The organism is Flagellimonas zhangzhouensis (genome assembly GCF_900102925.1).
In the GTDB taxonomy this organism is placed as follows: Bacteria; Bacteroidota; Bacteroidia; order Flavobacteriales; family Flavobacteriaceae; genus Flagellimonas; species Flagellimonas zhangzhouensis.
The window spans coordinates 1101970-1125940 of the sequence record NZ_FNKI01000002.1 but is presented as its reverse complement, the minus strand read 5'-3'; the positions used below and the strand labels follow the sequence as shown (position 1 = coordinate 1125940).

Here is a 23971-nt window from a genome sequence, read left to right as displayed (position 1 = left end):
CATGATTAAATTCTTCAGAACCATTCGGCAAGATCTTCTCAACGAAGGGAAGACACGAAAATACCTCAAATATGCACTTGGCGAGATCATGTTGGTGGTGATCGGGATTTTAATCGCTTTGGGCATCAACAACTGGAACCAAAACAGGAACAACACAGCCTCTGCGAATCTGCATTTAAAAACCATAGCCCAAAACATCAAGGAAGATCTAGTGCAACTCAATTACATGTACCAGTTTACCGATACCACGTTGATCTATGCCGAAAAGCTGACCAGACAATTCCAGACGTTGGACCCTATTGACGACAATACCACCATGTATATGTTTTATCTGTTGCTGGAGAAGTCCACATCGCCCAATAAAAGTGGTTTGGAAACCATCAATAATTCAGGCGAACTATCCTATGTTGATCAAGATGTTCAGGATATGATCTTAAATTATTACACAACTCTAGATCATATTTTAGCTCGGGAAGACATTTCCAATACGTTCATCAAAATACGATACGAACCGTATTTTTTTGACCATTATAGCTTCACGGTAAATTCAAAGACCAATTGGAAACCCATTCGCGATTATTATAAGGATGACCCAAGAACCCCTCAAGAAATTGACCCAACCAGTTTTATAAACGACAATCCGTTTGAGACCATGGTATTTGGGCGGTATTTTCAGATACAGCAACAACACGGGCTGTATAAAAATGCCATAGATCTCGCCAACCAGCTTTTACTTAAAATAAACTCAAATGATCAAGTTCTTTAGAAAAATCAGACAACGATTATTAATGGAAAACAGATTTACCAAATACCTACTTTACGCTTTAGGAGAAATTGTTTTGGTGGTCATTGGAATTCTTCTTGCTCTTCAAATCAATAACTGGAATGAATACAGAAAAGGTTTAAATAAAAGAAGTGCATACACCAAGTCCCTTTTAAAAGATCTGAAACAAGACACCACAGATTTTAGAAAGAACACAAAATTTCTCAAGCAAGAACTTGAAGTCTTAAGCGGTTTTCGAGAAAGATTAAAATCAGAAAGTGCAACCATAGACACCATGAAGCAGATTGCACGATATGAATTTAATGTGGTTATAGACAACAAGAAAAACTACAACGACAAGACACTTAAATCTTTACAAACTTCTGGTGAAATACAATTATACCCTAAACAAGTACAAGAATTAATGCTTGAACTTACGGCGATACAGGAGGAAAACAACGATCTTATAGAACTGTACCTAGCGGACTATTTACCCACAACACAATCGCTAAATTATTTGGCCACAAGACCTGAAAAGTATAATTTTTTTGGAATCCATGACAAATTCAAATCTAAAACTTGGGATGCTTTGGATGAAGTTGAATTCATCACGATTTTTGACAATTTGCTAAATTCCAAGTTAGACTTTACTTACACTAGAAACATGATTTATGAAGAAGTTTCCAAAAAAACGGAAGAACTCATTAGTGCGCTTCAAACTTTAGAAGAAAAATGATAAAATTCTTTCGAAAAATCAGACAACGATTGTTAATGGAAAATAGATTTACCAAATACCTGTTGTACGCTTTGGGCGAAATCATTTTGGTGGTTATAGGTATTTTGATCGCCCTACAGATCAACAATGCCAACGAGCGCAGTAAATCCAACGAAATGGTGGAGCTGTACAAAAAGAACATTGTTGCAGAACTTCAAGCAGACCTTGAGGAAATAAATAGGTTGGATAGCATCATTAAAGTGCGAAAAAAATCAATTCAGGATTATATTGATTATTACGAGCAGGATAATTTGGACATTGAAGTGTTGAATCAAAAAATAGACAGTGCCCAATTATCCCTTAGCGATTTCAACACCAAAACCTATACGGTGCAGGATCTGTTCACTACGGGAAATTTAAAGTTGTTTTCCCCTACTTTAAAAAATGCCATTTTGGAATATAAAAACAAACAAGACCAAAGAATACAGACACAATTAAAAATCAACGATTTCCAAATCACCAAGTTCAATGAGTTGGAAAAACATATTGATGCGCTGTACACAAACGGTTTTTCGACCAAAGAACATGCGGAGGTTAAAGGCTGGGCGAACAACCTTGATTCACCACAGTTTCGTATGCAAAACAATTACGTAGCTGGTTTCTATGAATATTACAATTTTCAATTGGCTTCCCTTGAAAAGGCTAAGGAAAACACAACACAACTACTGGAACTATTGCAAACGGATTAGTGTTCCCATGCTAGGTTGAATCCCTTGATCATGTTGCAAAATTGATGTCCCGAACTTACATAATGTAACAATTTTGATGATTCCGAGTCATATATGCTCATCATCAAAAAACAATCAGAATGTTCATTTCCAAAATGGCAAACACCTGCTTTGCCCTAATTTCTATTTTCTCCCTCTTAATTATAGGTTCGTGTTCCGACGATAATGCCAATGACAACTTGCCAAGCAGCCAATACCTTTTGATCCCTGACAGCCATTTTGAGCAAATATTGATTGATCAAGGCATAGACACCGATGGCACCGTTAATGGGCAAATGCTACGGGAAGATGCCGAACAAGTTCAGCGATTGGATTTGAACCTAAACAGCCACTTTGGCGAAATCGAAGACCTTACAGGCATCGAGGGGTTTGTGAACATCACCTATTTATCGGCAGTAGGACAAAACCTTGTGGACATCGATGTAAGTTCCAATACAAAATTGGACACTTTGTATCTTCAGAACAATTATCTCACCACCCTCGACCTGAGTAAAAATACCGATCTGATCTTGGTGCATGCGTTGGTAAACGAATTGACCGAGATTGTTGGACTGGAGCAGGCAACACAATTAAAGGAGTTGAACCTATCCTATAACTACTTTGAGGATTTTAGCCTTACCAATACATCCATGGAACATTTGCTGATGAGCGACAACCTTTTAACGGCTTTTGATGCCTCTGGAGCGCCCAATCTTAAAAGTATGTTGTTGACAACCAATCAATTGAACTCGGTGGACTTAAGCTCCAATCCCCTTTTGGAAACCTTGGTGATCTCCAACAATACGCTGCAAAACATCAATCTGGAAAACAGTCCAAGCCTGATGTATTTTTATGCCTCTTCCAACGCATTGACCCGTTTGGATGTGAGCCAGAACACAGCAATCATTGACCTACGTGTGGATAGAAACCCAGATTTAAGCTGTATTAAAATACAGGGCGGACAGCAAATACCAACAGTATCCTTATCCGAATACCAAGCATTGAACGAAGATTGCCAATAAGCATTCGGATAGTACAACTACCACCATTTACCATTTACCATTCACCTTTCACCCTTAACCCAACAACCATTAACCCTTCTCCCTTCACCCTTCACCCTTCACCCTTCACCCAACAACCCTTAACCCTTAACCATTAACCCTTTCCACTTTTAACTTTCAATGATCCGTTCAATACACTCCCACAGTCCTTTTATGCTGAAGAGCGCATCTTTTTCCGCCTCATCCAAAGGTTCGGAGGAATGGTACACCGCAATATTGTGCAGCAGTTTTAGGGATTTTACCAGATCGGGACCATCCAAGGCATCGGCGTAGTCCAACAATTGGATTTGCGCTGGGGTAAGCATTTGGGAAATTTTGGGAGCGCTTTGCGCATTCGCGTTGCCGCAATTAGGGCAACTTTTTTCTTGACCTTGTGTGTTTCGCATAACAAGAGTGGTTAAAAATTAAAATGAGGATAGGTCACCGCGAAACACACCAAAGCTACGCCCTGATTGGTCTTCGGGACTTGCACCCGTTTGCCTACCCTGTATCTACTATTTAAGACATGTTGAGGTTGGGGGCAATAGAATAAAAGATGTGTTTCGCACTCCAAATATACATTTTCTCCTGAAACGGAAAAATGGGGCTGGTTGATAACTTTTTCACAACTCGATAAATTAACTTATTGATTTTGAGGGAAAATTCGGTGATATTAGTATCAGATGATTTTAAATATCGCTATAACTCCTATTTTGGGGTAGTTAGATGTGTTTTATGCTTATATAAATAAGTTAGCTGTAATTTGAATCGAATGACTAAACTTTATTCATATTTTAAAAATGATTTTAAATACATAACTCTTGACAGAAAGTTAACGTTCGGAATAAAACACGATAATGAAACGGATGAAATAATCGAAATTGAAGAAAAAGTACTAATAGAACATAATAGTTCAGCTCGTTTCTTTACATTTTATATTCCTGCCTCGAATTTAGCAGCGCTATTTTGCAGAGAAATTTTAATGAAGTTTAAAGACCATATTGATTTTGCTAACGGAGTAGAAATGATTGGAGGATTTGCCAACGATTTAAATTTTGGTAAACATACTTCTGTTTATTCTAATCGAATTTACTTCTACACTGAAAATCCCATAGGAGCAGCTGATTTACAAGTATTAGCTAAAATTGCAGAAGAGAATAATTTATTCTTTACAATAAGGAGTAGAGATTACGTAAAAAAGAAAATGGAAATCGATAAACCTTTAGCATTTATTTCTCATGATAGCAGAGATAAAGAATTAATTGCAAAACCTCTCGCGAATGGATTGAGCTCTAGACTATGTTCAGTTTGGTATGATGAATATTCGCTAAATATTGGAGATAGTTTAAGAGAATCAATAGAAAAAGGAATTAAAGAAGTAAAAAAGTGTGTAATCTTAATTACAAAGAATTTTTTGAACAATCCAGGTTGGGGAAAAAAAGAGTTTAATTCAATCTTTACACGCGAGATGATTTTTAATGAGCGTGTTGTTTTACCAATTTGGTTTGGAGTAACAACAGAAGAGGTTTACGAATATTCACCATCATTGGCGGACACTGTTGCTTTAATTTGGCCAAATAAAGAAGATTTATCAGAAGAAGAATATAAAAAAAGTGTGGAACTAATAATTAGTAAGGTTCATACTGCTATTAATAAATAAAAAATTACAGCTAACAATGGCTATAATACTAAATAATGAAAAAGACCTGTTTCATAATAATGCCAATAAGTGATAATGCGAATTATCCAAAAGGGCATTTTAAAAGAGTTTATGAACATATAATAAAGCCAGCTTGTGTACTAGCAGAATTTGACCCAATTAGAGCAGATGATGTTTTGAATACTAATCACATAGCACTTGACATTTTAAAGAAAATCATCGATTCAGATATGGCCATTTGTGATTTGAGCAGTCAAAATCCCAATGTACTCTATGAATTAGGAATTAGACAAGCATTTAACAAACCAGTAGCACTAATTAAAGATACTAAAACAAGTCGCGTTTTCGACATTCAAGGGTTTAGGGATTTAGAATACGATGAAAATTTGAGAATCGATAACGTTCAGGAAATTGTCGAAAATCTATCTGAAATAATAAAAATCACTTATTCTGAAAGAGAACATCAGGTTAATTCCTTGGTAAAATTATTAGGTATAAATCCCGCTGAATTATCAGACTCTACTAATATTTCCGTAGAAACAGAACTTATCCTAAACCAATTGAGTTTAATTGACAGACGATTGAATTTAATTGAAAATTCAGGAAAACATCAGCCAAAATATTATTTACAAGAACCAATAAAGGAAGAACCATTATTTGATGAGATGGACTTCAGCGATGAAAAGTTCACTCCTTCTGAATTGGCAAATTTAAAAAAAGGTGATAAAGTAGCACACATAAAGTTTGGAATCGGGACTGTTCTTAAAATTGAAGGGGATTCCAAAAATTTAAAGGATATTAAAGGAGAGTTTAATTTTGAGAGGGGTGGAAAAAAGAGATTGTTATTAAGATTTGCAAATCTTTACAAAGTACTATAGCTAACACTAGCTATAATTCATTGTTCCCTCCTCCCCTAAACCAAATTCCCTACTTTTAAAAAAGCTGTGTAATGAAGCTAGAGCATATCGCCATTTGGACATCCGATCTAGAAAAAATGAGAGCTTTTTATCTGCATTTTTTCGATTTGGAATCCAACGAAAAATATTACAATCCAAAGAAAAAATTCAGTTCCTATTTCCTCTCCTTTAAAAAAGGAGCACGCATCGAATTAATGCACAGGCCTGATATTTCAGAATTTATTAAAAATAGGGATACCCAACTTGGCCTTGCCCATTTTGCCATATCCGTGGGTTCAAAGCAAAAGGTAGATGCCCTTACCGAAACCATCCGCAAAAACGGATTCACCGTAATCGGAGAACCCAGAACCACTGGCGATGGGTATTACGAAAGTGTTATTGCCGACCCAGAAGGCAATTGGATCGAGATAACGGAATAAAGCAGCACACTAAAATCCCTTAATTTATTCTTCCTGAATCCAATCCATTAAAAATCATATCTTTAGAGAAACCAACCTCTAATGATCAAGTTCTTCCGTAGCATCCGTCAGCGATTGCTTTCCGAAAATAAGTTCAGCAAGTACCTACTTTATGCCATTGGCGAAATTGTTCTGGTGGTGATCGGTATTTTGATTGCACTTCAGATCAACAATTGGAACGAATCAAAAAAGAACTCCAAAAAGGAATTTTATCTGTTGCAACAATTGCACAAAGAATTTAAAAAGGATAGTAGTCGAATATCCACACAAGCTTCGTTGACCAATTTAAAAATGCAAGATGGAAAGATGGTAAAATCCTTTTTGGAAGGAAAGACCAATTTGGGAGCAGATTCCTTGGTCAGCTTTTTGTTTTATAATAGTAAAGCACTGTTGTTCCAAAGCCACACGCCTACGTATGATGAAATTATTTCATCTGGTAATTTGAACCTGATTACGAATGAAGATTTAAAAGCAAAAATCTCTAGCTATAAAAGTGATCTTAGTTTGATAAATTCATTTTTATTCATGGAAGCCCATGAACATAAAGAGCGATACAATCTCCATTTATATAAATACTTCGATTCGGAGATCATGACATATTTGTGGAAAAACAATGGTAGAAAAGATAGAATTATTTCGAACGAGGCCATTAAGGATTTTAAAACAGATATCAATGGCTATAAAAATGATTCAAAATCAATATACCATGTCAGCACCTTGATTGGTGTAGATGCAGAACTAAACTTTCAATACACCCAAAGAATAAATATTAGGATCTACGAAATTTTAGATGAATTGAAAAAAGAGTTAGAAAAACCTGAACTATAATGAAACCACAACTAACCAAATAATAAATTACAGATGAAAAAAATAAAATACAGGTACCTATTCCTTGGGGTAGTATTAGTGACAATTCTTTCATGCAAATCCAACTTTAAATTAAAGTGGACGAATGAAAAAGCACCAGAATATTTCACTGCGAAATTTGAAACCACCAAAGGTGATTTTGTAATCGAATCAAGAAGGGAATGGTCACCAGCTGCTGTTGATAGGCTCTATCAATTAATAGAACACGGATTTTATACAGACATAGCCATCTTTAGGGTACTCCCCAATTTTGTTGCCCAATTTGGAATCCACAATGATAGTACCATTTCATCATCCTGGAATAGGGTTAAAATAAAAGATGAGCCAGTACTAAAACCCAACACACAAGGTTCGGTAAGTTTTGCCCGTGGAGGACCAGAATCCAGGAAAACACAATTGTTTATTAACCTAAAGGACAATTCCCCTCGTTTAGATACTATTTCATTTATGGATGTAACGGGGTTTCCTGTAGTAGCCCAAGTCATTTCAGGTTTTGATGTAGCGGAATCATTCTATGATGGCTACGAAGCGGAATTGGATGATAAGCAGGATAAAATTTTTGCACAAGGCAATACCTATTTGAAGAAAAATTACCCCAAATTGGATTACATACACAAAGCATATATTACAAAAGAGGAATAAAACGGGAAAGCTTATAATAAATCGTAGTGTGTAAACACGTTCAATTCCAATATTTTAAAATCATATCTTTAGAGAAACCAACCTCCAATGATCAAGTTCTTCCGCAGCATCCGTCAGCGATTGCTTTCCGAAAATAAGTTCAGCAAGTACCTACTTTATGCCGTTGGCGAAATTGTTTTGGTAGTTATAGGGATTTTAATTGCACTTCAGATCAACAATAAGAATCAGGAAAGAATCAATAGAGCTTATGAACTAACCATGCTGAGGGAAGTTAAAGAAGCCCTGGATAAAGACATCTACAACTTGGAGGGCGGAATTAAAAATCTTGAAGAATTAAAACAAAGCGTTATTGTGTTGACAACTGTTCGAAATGGATCAACTTACCCTCAGGATTCATTGGCCTACCATTTTAATAATGTAAGACAAGGAGGTATTGCGGTTGCAATCAATTATAGTCCGTATGAGTCCATCAAGTCTACAGGATTGGATAAAATTTCAAATCCCGAACTTAGAAACAGCATTACAAATTTATACGAGGTAAAATTAAAAGCAGTTGAGTTTTGGGTCAATGAATTTATAAGAAGACAACTGTATAAAAAAAATGATTTGGTCGCTGCCATATTTGAGAAAAAAATTATCCCCGATACAACCGATGGTATAAAAGTGGAATATATCATAAATCATGAGTTGATTCATACCAAAGATCAATTCGATGACTTTCTAATTGTTTCAGGTAGTTATATACCCATTGCCGTTGAAAATATTAGTTACGCAATAAAAGAAATGAAATCCCAGGCAAAAGAAATAACATCAGAACTGGAAAAAAACTAAGGATATGTTAGAAACACTGGAAGCATATGCATTGATCGCAGAAATTATATCAGCGGTTGCCATCATAATATCTTTAATATTTGTTGGTGTTCAGATCAGAGAAAATACAAAGGCAACGCAAGCATCTACTTTTCATGAGATTGCAGCTTTGGACATCAACATACTGCTCAATTTTAGCAGTTCTCCAGAATTGGCAAGATTGATCACAATGTTTAGAGATGATCCCGACTCATTGAGCGAAGAAGAACAAATTCATGGGTTTTATTTGTTCGGCGCAGAAGTTCGACACGTTGAAAATTTGTTTTTGCAAAATGAGAACAAGATGTTGAGTGCAAAAAATTGGAGATCCAGAAAATCACTGGTAGATGGCATAGTGCTCTCCGCAGGATTTGGCGCATTGTTAAAACATCCGTTCAGTAAGTTTTTTGATGGTTCATTTATTGAGTACGGTAGAACCCAAAGAAAAAAAGCTGGGATAGAAGAATAATGAAATCACTACAATGGCAATTACCCACCCCTAAACCAAATTGGAACTTTTAAGAAAACAACTGCCTATAGCCGAGGCAGTTACAAAACATCATCAACATGGGAAGAATTATAGTTCTATTTTCATTTTTCATCGCTATCACGAGTCTAAATGCACAGCAAAAGATCACATATTTGCTCAACAAGCAAGCAGATTTAGATAAAGTAACTGTTCAAATCACATTTGATGCGCTACCGGCCAGTGATGCCAATTTAGTGATTCCAAGAAGTGCACCGGGAACCTATAGTCTTACCAACTACATGGCCTTTATTGATGATGTTGTGGGTTATACCGCTACAGGTAAACAGTTACCCGGTATGATCGGGGATGGCAGCTTTTTTATGTTTGGAGACGATAATGACCTTCTAAATAAAGTAAGTTATACGGTCGACATACAAAAAATGGAAAATGAATTACTCGATGCCGCCATGAGTTCCAAAGCCAGACAAGACTATCTGGGACTGTTTGGGTATTCCGTATTTGGTTTTATCGAAGGAATGGAAACAGAGGCCATAAATTTAACTATCAATACCGACCCCTCTTGGCCTATTTTCAGCACCTTAAGACCCGATACCGATCGAAAATATGGAACGGATAGTTATGAGGTCGAAAATTATGCCGTACTGGTGGATGCCCAGTATCTCTTGGGCACCGGCGTTCAGGTAATTAAAGTTGAAAACGCACAAGTTCCCTTATTCGTAGCGACCTATGCTGAGACCACCGTTGCTTTGGAAGGTATTGGGGATACAGGCTTATCAGCGTTACAGAAACTTGCCGATTATTTTGGATACGTTCCCATGCCACATTATACCCTAGTTTATGAGTTTCTAAAACCAATTTCGGAAAGACATGACTATGGTTTTAATATGGAACACCTCAATAGCATGACGGCGCACAGGGATATTACCCGGGAATACAATCCCAAAAGCGATTTAGGAACCATTCTGCATCACATGGGGCATTCCTGGCTTCCGTTAAGATCCTGGGGGGAAGGATACCGTCCATTTGCTTGGCAAGTGGCACCTCTTTTGGAGACCATCTGGTTAAATGAGGGGTTTATATGGTATGTTTCATACGCTAATATCCTTAATAATGAGCGAATAGTAAACTGGTGGAAGTCCAACATGGACACTGCTCCTGAATTTATCAAAACCAAAACCTTAAAGGAATTATCGCTTTTGGGTTCAACCCAATATGCCTCTGATTTTAGAATAGGGAAAAATCTTTTTTCAAGAGGCGCTTTAATGGCTTTTGATTTAGATGCTCATATTCAAAAACAAACCAACGGGGTGAAGTCCTTTAAGGATGCTATGCTTGGACTGCTACATTGGTCCAATGAAAATCAAAGAGCTTTCAAATACAATGAGATTGAGCCAATAATGTCCAAGGCTACTGGTGTTGATTTAAGTGGGATATGGAAGGCATGGCAAAAGGCCCCACAATAAATTAAAAGTAATCTCACTGTTCAAACCGCCCTCTGACTAGTTCAACATAACACTTCCAATCTACATCAACAAGCTAGGCTTTGATATCACGCTATCGTATCTTTGTAAAAAATAATTGGATTCCTGCCTACGCAGGAATGACAGCAAAGCACCACAGTCATTTAGATATGAGAAGCGTAGCGACGATTGAGAAATCCAGATTTCTCACACTCGCACAGCTCGGTTCAAAATGACATTCTCCTTTATTCGTGTTTATTCGTATAATTTGCGTCAGCCCATTAGCCTTTGATTATAAAGCTTTGTGTCTTTTTAAAAATGTAAATGGATCCCTGCGTGCGCAGGGATGACAGCACCGCACCACGGTCATTTCGAAATGAGGAACAAAGTTCCGATTGAGAATTCCTGATTTCTTACACCCGCACAGCTCGGGTCTACCTAAAGTTGATATGCTCCTATTTTTTTGATGTAACATTTTTGCTTTTACCAAGTCTACAAGTAAAAACGAACATCAATGAAGTCAATCAAAATTCTAGTGCTTTTTTTGGCACTCAACCTAATCAGTAATTGCAAAAAATCGCTAAACAATTCAGAACCCACAAGTTCCATCATCACCTTTACCGAAGAAGACGGAAAATTTACCCCAGATCAAAAAGAGCTCATTACTCAACTGGTTCTGGAATCCGAACAAGAAATCAGAACCCTTATCCCCACCCTACCAGATAGCATAAAAGTATCCTTGGAAATTGTGGATTGGGACCTTGACGTAGTCGGGGGCGTTACTGGGCGCACAGAAACCAATTCGCCACCAGTGGTTTTCATTCAAATCTCAGAGAATTTTCCTGGTGGAGTGACCATGGCGACCAAAACGGCACTCAAGCATACTATTTATCATGAATTCCACCATTTATCCCGTGGTTGGGCCATTCAAGACAATAAATTCGGCCCAGGAATCTCCATTGCGGCCATTAATGAAGGTCTTGCGGTTGTTTTCTCCGAAGAATATACTGGAGAATCTATGGAAGCCGATACACCACCAGAGGCAACCATCGCGGAGGAATGGGTAAAGGAGATTCGAGCTTTGCCCATAAATGCCAACTACCAGGATTGGATGTTTCAGCACCCCGATGGCAGGTTGGCGGTCGGATATCGTACTGGAAATTATATCATTCGAAAAGCAATGGCCAAATCTGGTAAAGACGTTCTGGAACTCAGCAAACTTAATCCTGATGAAATTTATCAATTGGCTGGATATTAATTAATGTCTCAACAAGAAAGTATGGCATTGTAGAACCACAGTCATTTCGATATGAGAAGCGTAGCGACGATTGAGCAATCCAAAAAAGAGATTTCTTACACTCGCAGAGCTCGGTTCGAAATGACATTCTCCTTCGTTCGTGTTTATTTGCGCCATTCCCATCTACGGCAGGCAGGCTTTTCAGCCCATTAGCCTTTGATTATAAAGCTACGTATCTTTGTGGTAAAGAAATTTGGATTCCTGTCTTGGCAGGAATAATAGACTATGGAAAATAAAAAGATAATCTTGTTCGATGGGGTGTGCAATCTTTGCAACAGCTCGGTACAATTTGTGATCAAACGCGATTCCAAAGATGTTTTCCGTTATGCGGCCTTACAAAGCGAAGTTGGACAAGAATTGGTCAGCCAGCGCCATATTGACACCTCAAAAGTGGATTCCATCATCCTTATCGAGCCTGGGGTTGCCTATTACACCAAATCGGATGCGGCATTGGAAATCGCAAAAGAACTCGGTGGCTTCTGGAAATTGACCACTATTTTCACTTGGATCCCCACCTCTATCCGAAACGCCATTTATGATTTCGTGGCCAAAAACCGTTACAAATGGTTTGGCAAGGAAGAATCCTGCATGATCCCTACCCCTGAATTAAAAGCTAAGTTTTTGGGTTAATTATAAACTCTAAATCAAAAAGAAAAGGCCTCCAAATTGGAGGCCTTTTTATATTTCTAAACGTTAAATCTATTTTACTTCGTCATAATGGTCGTCCCAATTTTCAACATGGGGTTCACCCAATTTGTCAACTGACTTGGCAACCAACATGGATACTGTTGCATCACCAGTTACGTTCACAACGGTACGGCACATATCCAAAGGTCTATCCACAGCAAAAATCAATGCGAGACCAATGGCCAATTTATCAGCAGGGAACCCTATGGATTCCAAAACAATCACCAACATTACCATCCCTGCACCAGGAACCGCAGCAGAACCGATAGAGGCTAAAAGAGCGGTTAAAACAATGGTCAATTGGTTTCCAAAAGTAAGGTCGAATCCTAATGCCTGTGCAATAAAAACAGCAGCAACACCTTGATACAAACTGGTTCCATCCATATTAATGGTAGCTCCAACAGGTAGTACAAAACTGGATACTTCCTTATCCACACCAATATGCTCCTCTACCCTTTCCATAGTAACTGGTAAAGTTGCTGCACTGGAACTTGTTGAAAAAGCCAACAATTGGGCAGGGCTAATTTGCGTTAAAAACCAAAGTGGATTCTTTTTGGTAACAACTGCCACTATTATGCAATAGAAAACAATCATTAGCGCCAATCCCAACACCACAACTCCAGCATATTTCAACAAGGCCAATAATAAATCTGGATCACTAGAAGAAACCACTACTCCTGCCAACAGGGCAAAAACGGCATAAGGAGCTGACAACATGATCAGGTCAACCATTTTTAGAACCACATCATTCAAGGCATCAAAGAAATCTTTGAGGGGTTTTGCTTTTTCCTCACCTATCAACAACATGGAAATCCCCAAGAAAACGGTGAAGAAAATTACTTGAAGCATCAATCCGTTATCGGTCATGGCGGCCATGGCGTTATCAGGTACCATATCGACCAAGAACTGCAAAGGACCACTATCTTTTTGGCGGGTCGCTTCTTCAATTTTGGAAGTTACCCCAGAATCCCCAGCGTAAGTTTCGGTAAGTTTAGCTACCGTATCCTCAGAAATTCCGTTGCCAGGTTGCATTACGTTGACCAATACCAAACCAATGGTAATGGCAACAACAGTAGTAACAATATAAGTGGCAATGGTTCTAACCCCAATGTTTCGGAATTTAGAAATGTCTTTTAGGTCTGAGATACCTTTTACCAAAGACGCCACAATCAAAGGAATGGCAATAAGTTTAAGAAGTTTTACAAAGATGGTTCCTAAAGGTTGAATCCAATCCGATACAAATTCTCCACCCCAAGATATCTGGGTCATGCCAAATCCGAAAAGAATACCCAACAGCATTCCAATCAGAATTTGCCAGTGCAATTCCAATTTTTTCATAAAATAAATTTAAGCTGGTAAGATACTTTATAGAAAGGAAATGACCTAGCCGAAAGCCTAGATTTTATTGGTGCGAGCCAAAAGGGCATAATCGGCCAACACCAATGCTGCCATAGCCTCAACGATGGGCACCGCTCTTGGAACCACACAGGGATCGTGCCTACCCTTACCTTGTGTGGAGACTTTTTCACCCTCCTTATTTATGGTGTCATATGCTTGAAGCACAGTGGCTACGGGTTTAAAAGCAACATTAAAATAAATATCCATTCCGTTGCTGATTCCGCCTTGAATTCCACCACTTCTGTTTGTCTTTGTGGTACCATCCGTGTTGTAGGCATCGTTATGCTCGCTCCCTTTCATGGCCACTCCATCAAAACCACTTCCGTACTCAAACCCTTTTACGGCGTTGATAGACAACATGGCTTCCCCCAAACGGGCATGTAGTTTATCAAAAACAGGTTCTCCAAGACCGATAGGTACATTTTGGATAACACAAGTGATTACGCCACCAATGGTATCGCCCTCTTTTTTAATGGCTTTAATATACTCCTCCATTTTTTGCGCCATTTCGGTATCTGGACAACGAACGGGATTGGATTCAATATTGGCAAAATCCAATTTTTGGTAGGGCGTCTCCATTTTAAGTTCACCTACTTGGGAAACAAAGGCATTGATTTTTATCTCGCTCAAAAATTGTTTGGCAATAGCTCCTGCCACTACTCTGCTAGCTGTTTCACGGGCAGAGCTTCTTCCCCCTCCACGATAATCACGAAAACCGTATTTCTGATCATACACATAATCGGCATGCGACGGACGGTACGAATCTTTGATATGGGAATAGTCGTGTGATTTTTGATTGGTGTTGTGTATGGCAAAACCGATTGGTGTTCCCGTGGTCTTTCCCTCAAATACGCCTGAGTAGATTTCTACCGTATCTGGTTCTTTTCGTTGGGTAACTATCGCCGATTGCCCAGGTTTTCTTCGGTCCAGTTCATTTTGAATCATTTCTTCATCCAAAGGTATGCCTGCAGGACAACCGTCAATCACGCCACCAAGGGCTCTTCCGTGCGATTCACCAAAGGTGGTGAGCCTAAAAAGTTGTCCAAAAGAATTTCCAGCCATTCGGTATAAAAATTGGTTTCCGCCAAAGGTAGAAGTTATAATTCTAATTCTAAAACCCTGCCACCACTTAATACTATTGTAACATATTGACGCTCACGGTGATGATTTTTTAACAATTATGTCATGAATTAATGATTTGAATTTGATTTTCAGTTTATTCCTACCGTTTTATTTTGCACTAAACCCTATTAGATTGAAAAAAAGGAAAATAGAACTGGCCGTGATCTCCGATGTTCACCTCGGAACCTACGGATGTCACGCCGACGAATTAATAGCTTACCTCAATAGCATACAGCCTAAAAAATTGATTCTCAACGGAGATATTATTGATATCTGGCAATTCAGTAAAAGGTACTTTCCTGCATCCCACCTTAAGGTGCTCAAGAAAATTATTGGCATGGCCTCCAAAGGCGTAGAAGTTTACTATATCACTGGAAATCATGACGAAATGCTCCGTAAGTTCAGTAATACTTCAATGGGTAATTTTAAGATTATGGACAAATTGGTCCTAAATCTTGATGGTAAAAAGGCGTGGATTTTTCATGGTGATGTATTTGATGTTTCCATCCAAAATGCGAAATGGCTGGCCAAATTGGGTGGTTATGGTTATGACTTGCTAATTTTCATCAATAGTATCATCAACTGGTGTTTGGTGAAGATGGGACGCGAAAAATATTCCTTGTCCAAACGCATTAAAAACAGCGTAAAAAGTGCGGTTAAGTATATCAACAATTTTGAAAAGACGGCTGCCGAACTTGCCATTCAAAATGAATACGATTATGTAATCTGCGGACACATCCATCAACCCAAAAAAGAAATCTACGAAAACAAAAATGGGAGTACCACCTACTTAAATTCAGGGGATTGGGTAGAAAACCTGACCGCTTTGGAATATTCCTTTAAGCGTTGGAAAATCTACCACTACAACCATGATAGACTTACTCCATTTTTTGTGGATGAGGATTTAAAGGAAATGGACATGAACGACCTGATTGCTTCCATTACCGACAAAGAAGTGCACATGGAAGACATCAGTTATGATTCTTTAGAAAGCACCGAAGAGGAAATTGATCAAGATTTAGATGACCAAGGCCTGTCTCAAAATTGAAACAGGGTGCTGGGCCTCCCTTTTCGTCCCATCTTTAATTTGATGCCTACAACTGGTTCCATTAGCCGCTATTAAAGTGTCCTCTGGACTTTTTTCTACCGCAGGAAACAATTTTAGCCCACCGACTTTCATACTGGTTTCGTAGTGTTCTTTTTCATATCCAAACGAACCCGCCATACCACAACAACCTGACGCAATAATGGTGACTTTGTAGTTTTTGGGCAAATTCAACACATCAAAGGTTACTTTTTGGTTGCTCAATGCTTTTTGATGACAATGGTTATGGATTTTTACCGTGCGTTCCTCCTCCGTGAATTTATCTGCGGTAATATGTCCCTCGGCTATCTGTGCGGCCAAAAACTCTTCCAATAAGAAAGATTGGGTTGCCAGTTTTTCCAATTGGGGTTTATCATCATGCAGTCTCTGGTATTCATCCCTAAACGATAAAATAGCTGATGGTTCCAAACCAACAATCGGAACTTTTTCATCCAAATAGGGTTTAAGGCTTTCCATATTTTCGGCAACAAGCTTTTTGGCTTGCTTTAAAAATCCTTTGGATAAATAGGTTCGCCCGCTTTCTGCATAAAACAATTCCACTTCATACCCCAATTTGCAAAGCAATTCGATGGCATCTTTCCCTACTTCAATATCCAAATACCGTACAAACTCATCAATATAAAGCACCACCCTTGGTTTTGAAATATCGGTGTGCTTTACCTTGTTTTCTTCCAGATGGGCATCAAAATTAAATTTGTACACTTTCGGCAAACTACGCTCTGGAGCAACTCCTGAAGCTTTCTTTAAAAGTCCGCCCAATACACCTGAATCATAAACAGCATTGGTCAATCCAGACATTTTACTGCCCAAAGCATTCAATTGTGTATTGTGAGCAAAAAGTTTACTACGCAGACTATATCCGTTGGCTTCCTGATAATTGTATAAAAATTCAGCCTTCAAGGTAGATACATCCACATTACTTGGGCACTCACTTGCACAGGCTTTACAACTCAAACATAAATCAAAAGCCGATTTCAATTCTTCATGGTCAAAACGATTGGTTTTTTCTGAATTGGTCAAAAATTCACGCAATGCATTGGCCCTACCCCTTGTAGTGTCCTTTTCGTCTTTGGTGGCTTGATAGCTGGGGCACATGCCCCCTTTCATTTCGTGGCTTTTTCTACAATCGCCACTTCCATTACATTTTTCAGCCGCTTTTAAGATACCCTCACTGTCCGTAAAGTCCATAAAAGTTTTCACCTCGGGCTCTTCTCGGTCAATTTCATAACGAAGCGATTCATCCATGGGGTACGCATCCACAATTTTCCCTGGATTAAAAATGCCATTCGGGTCGAAAAGGGTTTTAACGCGTTTCAACAATTCGTAATTGGCTTTCCCGATCATCAAAGGGATAAATTCGGCTCGCACAATGCCATCACCGTGCTCTCCACTAAAACTTCCATGGTATTTCTTGGTCAACTTCGCCACATCAGTGGTTATGGAGCGGAACAGCACCACATCCTCTGATTTTTTTAAGTTAAGGATGGGACGCAAATGTAGTTCTCCAGCCCCAGCATGTGCATAATACACTGCATCTTGGTTATAGCTCTCCATAATTTTGGAAAACTCCATGATAAAGTCTTTCAAGTCTTCCAAAGCCACGGCAGTATCCTCAATACAGGCAACCGCTTTGCGGTCCCCAACCATATTTCCAAGCAATCCTAATCCCGCTTTGCGTAGCTCAATAGCTTTATTGATGTCATCCCCATACAATATAGGATTGGCATAGCTCAAGCCTGATTTTTCAATGGTTTTTAAAAGTGAAGTCAATTGTTTCTCCAAATCTTCCTCAGAATCTGCTTTCAACTCCAACATTAAAATCCCAGCGGGATCACCTTCTACAAAAAAGCGATTAGCCAATTGGGCACGGTTGTTTTTGGTACAATCCAAAATTACTTTGTCCATCATTTCACACAAATGCAAGCTATGTTGCATTACGGGAGCGACATCGCTCAAGCAATCTTCTAAAGTTTTATAATGTGTGGCCACCATGGCAGCATAGCTTGGTGGCAAATCATCCAATTGCAAAGTTATTTCTGTTGTAAAAGCCAAAGTTCCCTCACTACCTGACAATAATTTGCAAAGATTGAAATCCTCGGTATCCTCACTAAACACATTGTTTTTCAACAATTCGTCAACCGCGTAGCCCGTATTTCTTCTATGGATGCTCGGTTTTGGAAATTCGGAATGTATTTGATTTTGGGTATCTGGATTGGAAAGCTCTTCATAGAGTTTGCTATAAATTTTGGCTTTTAAAGACTCACCCTTTTTCTTTTCCTGAAATTCCTTTTTGGAAATTTCTGAAAACTGGGCGTCACTCCCATCAGATAAAATACATTGCATCGCAACTACCTTATCACGAGTTACCCCATATTGAATGGAGGTTGTACCTGAAGAGTTGTTTCCCACCATTCCGCCGATCATACAACGGTTGGCTGTGGAGGTATTTGGACCAAAAAACAAACCAAAGGGTTTTAAAAACTGGTTGAGCTCATCACGAACCACTCCAGGTTGTACTGTGACTTGCTTTTTATCCTTATCGAGTCCAATAATCTGGGTAAAATATCTACTTACATCCACCACAATACCATCTCCAACACACTGTCCCGCCAAAGAGGTTCCAGCAGTTCTTGGAATCAGGCCAACTTTGTTCGAATTGGCAAACCCAATCAGGGTTTTCAAATCTTGATTATCTTTGGGATATGCCACAGCCACAGGCAGTTTGCGATAAACGGAAGCATCAGTGGCATAAATGGCCTTGGTCAAATTATCGAACAATAATTCCCCCTGCAGTTGTTCGTCTAATTGTTTTAACAAATTTTTGTCCAAGTTGGTATAATTTTTAACTGTAAAGTGAGTTTAACAAGCAATAAGCTAACAAAGCTATTTCAAATTTTTAACTTAAAAGAGAACCTCATGAAGATTACCACATTATTATCTTTATTTTTTTTGTTTGCAACAGCTAGTCTTAGCGCGCAAAGTATTTCCGAACACGCTTTAGGACTTCGTTTGGGTGACAGTGACGGTTTTGGAGCCGAAATATCATATCAAAATGCCCTAGGGGACAATAACAGATTAGAATTTGACCTTGGTTGGAGAGACAACCGTAATTTTGATGCCTTTAAACTGGCGGGGCTTTACCAATGGGCATTTCCCTTGGATGGCAATTTTAACTGGTACGTTGGTGCTGGTGGTGGATTGGGAAGCGTTGATTTCGAAGACCCTATTTTAGATGACGATGAAGGTCTATTTATATTCGGAGCTGGTGATATCGGTATTGAATATAATTTTGATATTCCTTTGCTCCTTTCATTGGATTTTAGACCTGAAATTGGCCTAGCGGGCTATAGCGGCTTTGGAGATGATTTTGATTTCGATATCGCACTAGGTATTAGATACCAATTCTAATACCGTTTCTAAAGAAAAAGTTAACCCCTGGCTTATAAAGAGTCAGGGGTTTTTTTATGCCATGTGGATTGAATACCTTAGCAGCTTAAATGTTTTAAAATGAAAAAACTATATACGATAGCCGCCAGTATTCTTTTTCTAGCTTCATGTAATTCGGATCCTAAAGGGTTTACTGTTAGTGGTTCTATATCTGGAGAACCTGAAAATGGCACTACCCTATTTTTAAAAACAACTGATTCTTTGAATCAGCTTATTGATATTGATACCGCCACTGTTCAAAATGGACTTTTCACTTTTAGTGGCAACCAGGTTGAACCAAAAATGCACTACATCTTTATTGATAAAGCGCAAGGGAATGTTCCTGTGATTGTAGAGAATGGAGAAATCGAAGTTTCTTTTCAAAAGGACAGTATCGGTTATGCTAAACTAAAGGGAACTGAGCAGAATGAAATGTTCATGGATTTCTTAGAGGAGTCCAGAACCATGAACGAAATGGTTAGAAATATACAAAACGATATGCGCATGGCCGCACAACAAAGGGATACAGCCCAAGTGACGGCTTTGCGTGAAGAATTTATCGATCTACAAGAAAGTGCCAAGAGCTTCAATCTGGATTACGCCAAAGAACACCCCAATGCTCTAATTTCAGTTTTGATTGTAGGCAACTTTTTGGAGACCAAAAGTCTTCCAGCAGAGGAAATTCAAGCGTTATTCGATAGTCTGACACCTGAAATGAAGGCTACCGAAATGGGCGTTAAGATAAGGGAAGCTTTGGAAGCATTAAAATCAACCGAAATTGGTGCCGTAGCGCCAAATTTTTCAGCCCCAACCCCATCGGGTGATGTATTGGCACTAAATGATGTGACGAGCAACTCCAAACTAACATTGGTGGATTTTTGGGCCGCATGGTGCAAGCCCTGCCGTATGGAAAACCCCAACATAGTTTCCGTTTACAATAAATACAAAGACAAAGGATTTAATGTACTTGGTGTTTCATTGGATACCCAAGCTGAAGCTTGGCAAAGAGCCATTGATTCTGATGGTTTGGCATGGAACCACATTTCCAACTTGCAACGTTTTCAAGACCCGATTGCAAGAATGTACCATATCAATGCTATTCCTGCTGCATTTTTAATAGATCAGAATGGCGTAATTGTCGCCAGGGATTTAAGAGGGCCTGCTTTGGAACAAAAAGTCGCTGAAGTTCTAAATTAGATTAGAATTGAATAAAATATTTAGGGCTCGGTTAATCCGAGCCTTTTTTATTTTAGAGTTTTCCCATTTTTTCCAATGCAAAAAGTATGATAATGGGAATGGCCAACAATATCACAATCAAAGTATCGGTAACAAAAAGCTCAGGTTTAAAAAGTAAAGTGGTCAAATATCCACCTACTGCTCCACCAAAGTGGGCGGTATGACCAATGTTACCCGCTCGACTTTTCATCCCATAAATGGAATACAACAAATAAGCAATCCCCAAAACATAAGCTGGCAAAGGAATTGGAATAAACATGATTCCCAATTGCATATCTGGATTAAGCAGGATAGCGGCATATAAAACCCCCATAACAGCACCACTGGCTCCTACTGCACTGTAAAAGGGCTCATTTTTATGAAAGAAAAGTGCCAAAAGACTTCCCCCCAACAAACTCACAAAATATATAATCAGGAATTTCACGGATCCGAACCATCCAATTACCACTGGGGCAAAAAAGTACAGGGTGAACATGTTCAAGAACAAATGGGAAAAATCCACATGTAAAAATCCCGAGGTGGCCATTCTATCCTTTTGGCCTGCCTGAATTCCCCCTATACTGAACTTATATCTATCAAAAAAAGTGGTGTTGTTAAATCCACGTAGGGAAACCAAAACATTTGCGGCCATGATCACAATGGTGGCGATGTGTAAATTGAGCATTCGTTTTCAGATTTGGCTTCAAATATAGCTATATTTGCCCACAAGAATTGTCTATGCAGCTGGTAGTTTATATCCTTGTTTATCCTTTGCTCTGGTTGATTTCCAGACTTCCTTTTAAAGTCATTTATTTCATTTCCGATGGTGTTTATGCATTGTTGTATTACGTAATTGGTTATCGTAAAAAAGTGGTCCGCAACAACTTGGCACTGGTTTTTCCTGAAAAATCAAAAGAGGAACGACTTGCCATTGAAAAGAAATTCTACAAACACATGTGCGATATGTTCTTGGAAATGATCAAGACCATGGGCATTAGTAAAAATGAGATCCAGAAGCGTTTTACCGTTACCAATATTGAGGTGCTTCATGATTTGGAAGCTAAAGGCATCAATACCATGCTTATGCTTCCCCATTATGCCAGTTGGGAATGGGTACTTTCTTTAAACTTGCAGATCAAATCCAAGGGTTACGGAATTTATCAAAAAATACAGAACAAGTATTTTGATAAGATGATTCGCGACATCCGTAGTAAGTTTAACACCCAATTGATTTCCACCAAGGAATCCCGAAAAATCCTTAAAGCTGCAAACGAAAGTAAAGAATTATCCATGGTAGGCATTATCAGTGATCAATCCCCCATGGTTAGTCGAGCCAAATATTGGACAGAATTTATGGGCATTACCGTTCCTGCCCACGTAGGTGGTGAAGAAATCTGCAAACACAACAACTTTGTGCCTGTATATCTTAAAGTTGAAAAATTAAAGCGTGGTTATTACCAAGGTACTTTTAAGGTGCTTTTTGATGACCCAACGATTGTTCCCGATTACAAAATCACCGATGCTTTTTTAAAGGAAACCGAAAAATCAATTCTTGAAGCTCCAGAATATTACTTTTGGACCCACAAACGATGGAAACACAAGGACAAAGTCCCCAAAAAGTTTCAAAAAGAACTTAAAGCCGTAAAGTCTTAAATTCCTGCGACTTCCTTTATTTCATTAATGATTCGGTCAGCTAAACTATCGGCTTCTTCTTGGGATTTAGCTTCGGTATAAATTCGAATAATGGGTTCTGTATTCGATTTTCTTAGGTGCACCCAATTCTCTGAAAAGTCAATCTTTACTCCATCAATGGTTGAAACCTCTTCATCTTTATATTTGTCGTGCATGGCAACCAAAAGGGCATCTACATCCAAATCGGGAGTTAGTTCGATTTTCTTTTTGCTCATAAAGTAGCTTGGATAACTGGCACGCAACTCAGCAACAGTTCCACCACGCTCTGCCATCAGCATCAAGAACAAAGCCGTTCCCACCAAGGCATCTCTACCATAATGGCTTTCTGGATAAATGATTCCGCCATTACCCTCGCCACCAATAATAGCATTGTTGACTTTCATTTTGGTCACCACATTTACTTCACCTACGGCTGCTGCTTCGTAGGTACCTCCATGCTTTTCAGTCACATCGCGCAAAGCCCTTGAAGAGGATAGATTGGAAACCGTGTTTCCTTTGGTTTTGCCCAACACATAATCGGCACAGGCCACCAAAGTATATTCTTCCCCGAACATTTGACCATTATTACTAATAAATGCCAAACGATCCACATCTGGGTCAACAACAATTCCAAAATCAGCTTGTTCCTCTACTACTTTCGCACAGATATCCCCCAAATGTTCCTTTAAAGGTTCTGGATTGTGTGGAAAATGACCTGTTGGGTTACAATAGAGTTTCACAACTTCAACACCCAATTCTTCCAATAACTTCGGAATGGCTATACCTCCTGTGGAATTTACCCCATCAACAACGACTTTAAAACCTGCCTTTTTAATGGTATCGGCATCCACCAATGGCAATTCCAATACTTCATCAATATGAATATCGATATAAGCATCATTTTTAATGATCTCGCCCAAATCATCCACCTCTGCAAATTCAAAATCTTCTTTTTCGGCCAACGCTAAGATCTTGGCACCTTGTTCCGCGTCCAAAAACTCTCCTTTTTCATTCAACAATTTAAGGGCGTTCCATTGCTTTGGATTATGACTCGCAGTAAGAATAATTCCACCGTCAGCTTTTTCCAAAGGCACTGCAATTTCAACCGTAGGGGTTGTGGACAATCCCAAATCAATCACATCAATGCCCAATCCCACCAAGGTAGAAACCACCAAATTCTGGATCATTTCACCAGACAAGCGGGCATCGCGTCCAATTACAACCCTCAATTTTTCTTTTTGGGAATAGTCTTTTAGCCAAGTTCCGTAAGCTGCTGCAAATTTAACCGCATCTAAGGGGGTCAAATTATCATTGGTCTTCCCTCCTATGGTGCCACGTATTCCCGAAATTGATTTGATCAGTGTCATAATTGTTGAAAAAGTTTTTGCAAATATAAACGGGTGTACTCGATTCCATGTTTTG

General features: G+C 38.8%; 24 protein-coding genes. 18 read left to right on the top strand and 6 right to left on the bottom strand.

The genetic code is table 11. From position 1 onward, the window contains the following. The first annotated feature begins 1 nt into the window (after position 1). The 4 genes from BLQ18_RS11970 to BLQ18_RS11955 all read left to right on the top strand — a co-directional run bounded on the left by BLQ18_RS11970 (position 2) and on the right by BLQ18_RS11955 (position 3267). Positions 2 to 766, top strand: a complete 765-nt coding sequence (locus tag BLQ18_RS11970; RefSeq protein WP_090296240.1) for a DUF6090 family protein — start codon at positions 2 to 4, stop codon at positions 764 to 766. Beyond that, complete coding sequence (locus tag BLQ18_RS11965) at positions 750 to 1499, top strand: DUF6090 family protein (protein WP_090296235.1); 750 nt, start codon at positions 750 to 752, stop codon at positions 1497 to 1499. Before BLQ18_RS11970 ends, BLQ18_RS11965 begins: the two co-directional genes overlap by 17 nt. Before the next feature lie 35 nt (positions 1500 to 1534). Beyond that, positions 1535 to 2227 (top strand): DUF6090 family protein, encoded by a 693-nt coding sequence (locus tag BLQ18_RS11960; protein ID WP_139150391.1) that lies wholly within the window; start codon positions 1535 to 1537, stop codon positions 2225 to 2227. Between the two features lie 119 nt (positions 2228 to 2346). Beyond that, the gene (locus BLQ18_RS11955; RefSeq protein ID WP_217630552.1) at positions 2347 to 3267 is read left to right on the top strand and encodes a leucine-rich repeat domain-containing protein; all 921 of its coding nucleotides are present in this window, start codon (positions 2347 to 2349) and stop codon (positions 3265 to 3267) included. 149 nt (positions 3268 to 3416) lie between these two features. Here BLQ18_RS11955 and BLQ18_RS11950 read toward each other — a convergent pair whose 3' ends face one another. Continuing rightward, positions 3417 to 3692, bottom strand: coding sequence for a hypothetical protein (locus tag BLQ18_RS11950; protein ID WP_090296220.1), 276 nt, complete (start codon positions 3690 to 3692; stop codon positions 3417 to 3419). Between the two features lie 365 nt (positions 3693 to 4057). On the opposite strand from BLQ18_RS11950, the gene BLQ18_RS11945 reads away from it, so the two are divergent. From BLQ18_RS11945 to BLQ18_RS11900, 10 genes are all read left to right on the top strand, one after another. After that, positions 4058 to 4945, top strand: coding sequence for a toll/interleukin-1 receptor domain-containing protein (locus tag BLQ18_RS11945; protein ID WP_090296216.1), 888 nt, complete (start codon positions 4058 to 4060; stop codon positions 4943 to 4945). 35 nt (positions 4946 to 4980) lie between these two features. Beyond that, positions 4981 to 5823, top strand: a complete 843-nt coding sequence (locus tag BLQ18_RS11940; RefSeq protein WP_090296211.1) for a hypothetical protein — start codon at positions 4981 to 4983, stop codon at positions 5821 to 5823. 71 nt (positions 5824 to 5894) lie between these two features. Then, positions 5895 to 6281: a VOC family protein gene (locus BLQ18_RS11935; RefSeq protein WP_090296206.1), complete on the top strand. Its 387-nt coding sequence runs from the start codon at positions 5895 to 5897 to the stop codon at positions 6279 to 6281. 81 nt (positions 6282 to 6362) lie between these two features. Next, positions 6363 to 7148 carry a DUF6090 family protein gene (locus tag BLQ18_RS11930; RefSeq protein ID WP_090296203.1) on the top strand — a complete coding sequence of 262 codons (786 nt, stop codon included), beginning with the start codon at positions 6363 to 6365 and terminating at the stop codon, positions 7146 to 7148. Between the two features lie 33 nt (positions 7149 to 7181). Beyond that, positions 7182 to 7829 (top strand): peptidylprolyl isomerase, encoded by a 648-nt coding sequence (locus BLQ18_RS11925; protein ID WP_090296199.1) that lies wholly within the window; start codon positions 7182 to 7184, stop codon positions 7827 to 7829. Between the two features lie 87 nt (positions 7830 to 7916). Further along, the gene (locus tag BLQ18_RS11920) at positions 7917 to 8660 is read left to right on the top strand and encodes a DUF6090 family protein (protein ID WP_090296195.1); all 744 of its coding nucleotides are present in this window, start codon (positions 7917 to 7919) and stop codon (positions 8658 to 8660) included. 4 nt (positions 8661 to 8664) lie between these two features. Further along, the gene (locus BLQ18_RS11915; protein ID WP_090296190.1) at positions 8665 to 9147 is read left to right on the top strand and encodes a hypothetical protein; all 483 of its coding nucleotides are present in this window, start codon (positions 8665 to 8667) and stop codon (positions 9145 to 9147) included. Positions 9148 to 9245: 98 nt separating this feature from the next. Further along, the gene (locus tag BLQ18_RS11910) at positions 9246 to 10631 is read left to right on the top strand and encodes a M61 family metallopeptidase (RefSeq protein WP_090296186.1); all 1386 of its coding nucleotides are present in this window, start codon (positions 9246 to 9248) and stop codon (positions 10629 to 10631) included. 511 nt (positions 10632 to 11142) lie between these two features. Continuing rightward, a complete protein-coding gene (locus BLQ18_RS11905; RefSeq protein ID WP_090296183.1) occupies positions 11143 to 11886 on the top strand; it encodes a DUF2268 domain-containing putative Zn-dependent protease in 744 nt (247 codons plus the stop codon). A 264-nt stretch (positions 11887 to 12150) separates the two neighbouring features. Continuing rightward, positions 12151 to 12555: a thiol-disulfide oxidoreductase DCC family protein gene (locus BLQ18_RS11900; protein WP_090296181.1), complete on the top strand. Its 405-nt coding sequence runs from the start codon at positions 12151 to 12153 to the stop codon at positions 12553 to 12555. Positions 12556 to 12624: 69 nt separating this feature from the next. Here the strand turns inward: BLQ18_RS11900 and BLQ18_RS11895 are convergent, their stop codons facing one another. After that, a complete protein-coding gene (locus BLQ18_RS11895; RefSeq protein WP_090296176.1) occupies positions 12625 to 13950 on the bottom strand; it encodes a dicarboxylate/amino acid:cation symporter in 1326 nt (441 codons plus the stop codon). Positions 13951 to 14007: 57 nt separating this feature from the next. Then, positions 14008 to 15072 carry a chorismate synthase gene (gene aroC, locus BLQ18_RS11890; RefSeq protein ID WP_090296172.1) on the bottom strand — a complete coding sequence of 355 codons (1065 nt, stop codon included), beginning with the start codon at positions 15070 to 15072 and terminating at the stop codon, positions 14008 to 14010. A gap of 193 nt (positions 15073 to 15265) precedes the next feature. Between aroC and BLQ18_RS11885 the strand changes: the two genes are divergently transcribed. Continuing rightward, positions 15266 to 16180: a UDP-2,3-diacylglucosamine diphosphatase gene (locus BLQ18_RS11885; protein ID WP_090296168.1), complete on the top strand. Its 915-nt coding sequence runs from the start codon at positions 15266 to 15268 to the stop codon at positions 16178 to 16180. On the opposite strand, the gene BLQ18_RS11880 is transcribed toward BLQ18_RS11885, so the two are convergent. Further along, a complete protein-coding gene (locus BLQ18_RS11880; RefSeq protein ID WP_090296163.1) occupies positions 16151 to 19066 on the bottom strand; it encodes an FAD-binding and (Fe-S)-binding domain-containing protein in 2916 nt (971 codons plus the stop codon). The genes BLQ18_RS11885 and BLQ18_RS11880 overlap by 30 nt on opposite strands. An 87-nt stretch (positions 19067 to 19153) precedes the next feature. On the opposite strand from BLQ18_RS11880, the gene BLQ18_RS11875 reads away from it, so the two are divergent. After that, positions 19154 to 19645, top strand: coding sequence for a hypothetical protein (locus tag BLQ18_RS11875; RefSeq protein ID WP_090296158.1), 492 nt, complete (start codon positions 19154 to 19156; stop codon positions 19643 to 19645). 99 nt (positions 19646 to 19744) lie between these two features. Further along, complete coding sequence (locus BLQ18_RS11870; protein ID WP_090296154.1) at positions 19745 to 20860, top strand: TlpA disulfide reductase family protein; 1116 nt, start codon at positions 19745 to 19747, stop codon at positions 20858 to 20860. Positions 20861 to 20912: 52 nt separating this feature from the next. Here the strand turns inward: BLQ18_RS11870 and BLQ18_RS11865 are convergent, their stop codons facing one another. Further along, positions 20913 to 21563, bottom strand: a complete 651-nt coding sequence (locus tag BLQ18_RS11865; RefSeq protein ID WP_090296150.1) for a rhomboid family intramembrane serine protease — start codon at positions 21561 to 21563, stop codon at positions 20913 to 20915. A gap of 53 nt (positions 21564 to 21616) precedes the next feature. Here BLQ18_RS11865 and BLQ18_RS11860 point away from each other — a divergent pair, with 53 nt between their 5' ends. Next, entirely contained in the window at positions 21617 to 22531 is a 915-nt protein-coding gene (locus BLQ18_RS11860; protein WP_090296143.1) for a lysophospholipid acyltransferase family protein, read from the top strand. On the opposite strand, the gene glmM is transcribed toward BLQ18_RS11860, so the two are convergent. Continuing rightward, entirely contained in the window at positions 22528 to 23916 is a 1389-nt protein-coding gene (gene glmM, locus BLQ18_RS11855; RefSeq protein ID WP_090296138.1) for a phosphoglucosamine mutase, read from the bottom strand. The two genes, BLQ18_RS11860 and glmM, sit on opposite strands and share 4 nt — an antisense overlap. Positions 23917 to 23971: the final 55 nt, after the last annotated feature.

What these genes read in the sequence shown, in the direction of transcription:
- BLQ18_RS11970 (WP_090296240.1), top strand. Translation starts at nt 2, where the DNA reads ATGATTAAATTCTTCAGAACCATTCGGCAAGATCTTCTCAACGAAGGG.
- BLQ18_RS11965 (WP_090296235.1), top strand. Translation starts at nt 750, where the DNA reads ATGATCAAGTTCTTTAGAAAAATCAGACAACGATTATTAATGGAAAAC.
- BLQ18_RS11960 (WP_139150391.1), top strand. Translation starts at nt 1,535, where the DNA reads ATGGAAAATAGATTTACCAAATACCTGTTGTACGCTTTGGGCGAAATC.
- BLQ18_RS11955 (WP_217630552.1), top strand. Translation starts at nt 2,347, where the DNA reads ATGTTCATTTCCAAAATGGCAAACACCTGCTTTGCCCTAATTTCTATT.
- BLQ18_RS11950 (WP_090296220.1), bottom strand. Translation starts at nt 3,692, where the DNA reads ATGCGAAACACACAAGGTCAAGAAAAAAGTTGCCCTAATTGCGGCAAC.
- BLQ18_RS11945 (WP_090296216.1), top strand. Translation starts at nt 4,058, where the DNA reads ATGACTAAACTTTATTCATATTTTAAAAATGATTTTAAATACATAACT.
- BLQ18_RS11940 (WP_090296211.1), top strand. Translation starts at nt 4,981, where the DNA reads ATGAAAAAGACCTGTTTCATAATAATGCCAATAAGTGATAATGCGAAT.
- BLQ18_RS11935 (WP_090296206.1), top strand. Translation starts at nt 5,895, where the DNA reads ATGAAGCTAGAGCATATCGCCATTTGGACATCCGATCTAGAAAAAATG.
- BLQ18_RS11930 (WP_090296203.1), top strand. Translation starts at nt 6,363, where the DNA reads ATGATCAAGTTCTTCCGTAGCATCCGTCAGCGATTGCTTTCCGAAAAT.
- BLQ18_RS11925 (WP_090296199.1), top strand. Translation starts at nt 7,182, where the DNA reads ATGAAAAAAATAAAATACAGGTACCTATTCCTTGGGGTAGTATTAGTG.
- BLQ18_RS11920 (WP_090296195.1), top strand. Translation starts at nt 7,917, where the DNA reads ATGATCAAGTTCTTCCGCAGCATCCGTCAGCGATTGCTTTCCGAAAAT.
- BLQ18_RS11915 (WP_090296190.1), top strand. Translation starts at nt 8,665, where the DNA reads ATGTTAGAAACACTGGAAGCATATGCATTGATCGCAGAAATTATATCA.
- BLQ18_RS11910 (WP_090296186.1), top strand. Translation starts at nt 9,246, where the DNA reads ATGGGAAGAATTATAGTTCTATTTTCATTTTTCATCGCTATCACGAGT.
- BLQ18_RS11905 (WP_090296183.1), top strand. Translation starts at nt 11,143, where the DNA reads ATGAAGTCAATCAAAATTCTAGTGCTTTTTTTGGCACTCAACCTAATC.
- BLQ18_RS11900 (WP_090296181.1), top strand. Translation starts at nt 12,151, where the DNA reads ATGGAAAATAAAAAGATAATCTTGTTCGATGGGGTGTGCAATCTTTGC.
- BLQ18_RS11895 (WP_090296176.1), bottom strand. Translation starts at nt 13,950, where the DNA reads ATGAAAAAATTGGAATTGCACTGGCAAATTCTGATTGGAATGCTGTTG.
- aroC (WP_090296172.1), bottom strand. Translation starts at nt 15,072, where the DNA reads ATGGCTGGAAATTCTTTTGGACAACTTTTTAGGCTCACCACCTTTGGT.
- BLQ18_RS11875 (WP_090296158.1), top strand. Translation starts at nt 19,154, where the DNA reads ATGAAGATTACCACATTATTATCTTTATTTTTTTTGTTTGCAACAGCT.
- BLQ18_RS11870 (WP_090296154.1), top strand. Translation starts at nt 19,745, where the DNA reads ATGAAAAAACTATATACGATAGCCGCCAGTATTCTTTTTCTAGCTTCA.
- BLQ18_RS11865 (WP_090296150.1), bottom strand. Translation starts at nt 21,563, where the DNA reads ATGCTCAATTTACACATCGCCACCATTGTGATCATGGCCGCAAATGTT.
- BLQ18_RS11860 (WP_090296143.1), top strand. Translation starts at nt 21,617, where the DNA reads ATGCAGCTGGTAGTTTATATCCTTGTTTATCCTTTGCTCTGGTTGATT.
- glmM (WP_090296138.1), bottom strand. Translation starts at nt 23,916, where the DNA reads ATGACACTGATCAAATCAATTTCGGGAATACGTGGCACCATAGGAGGG.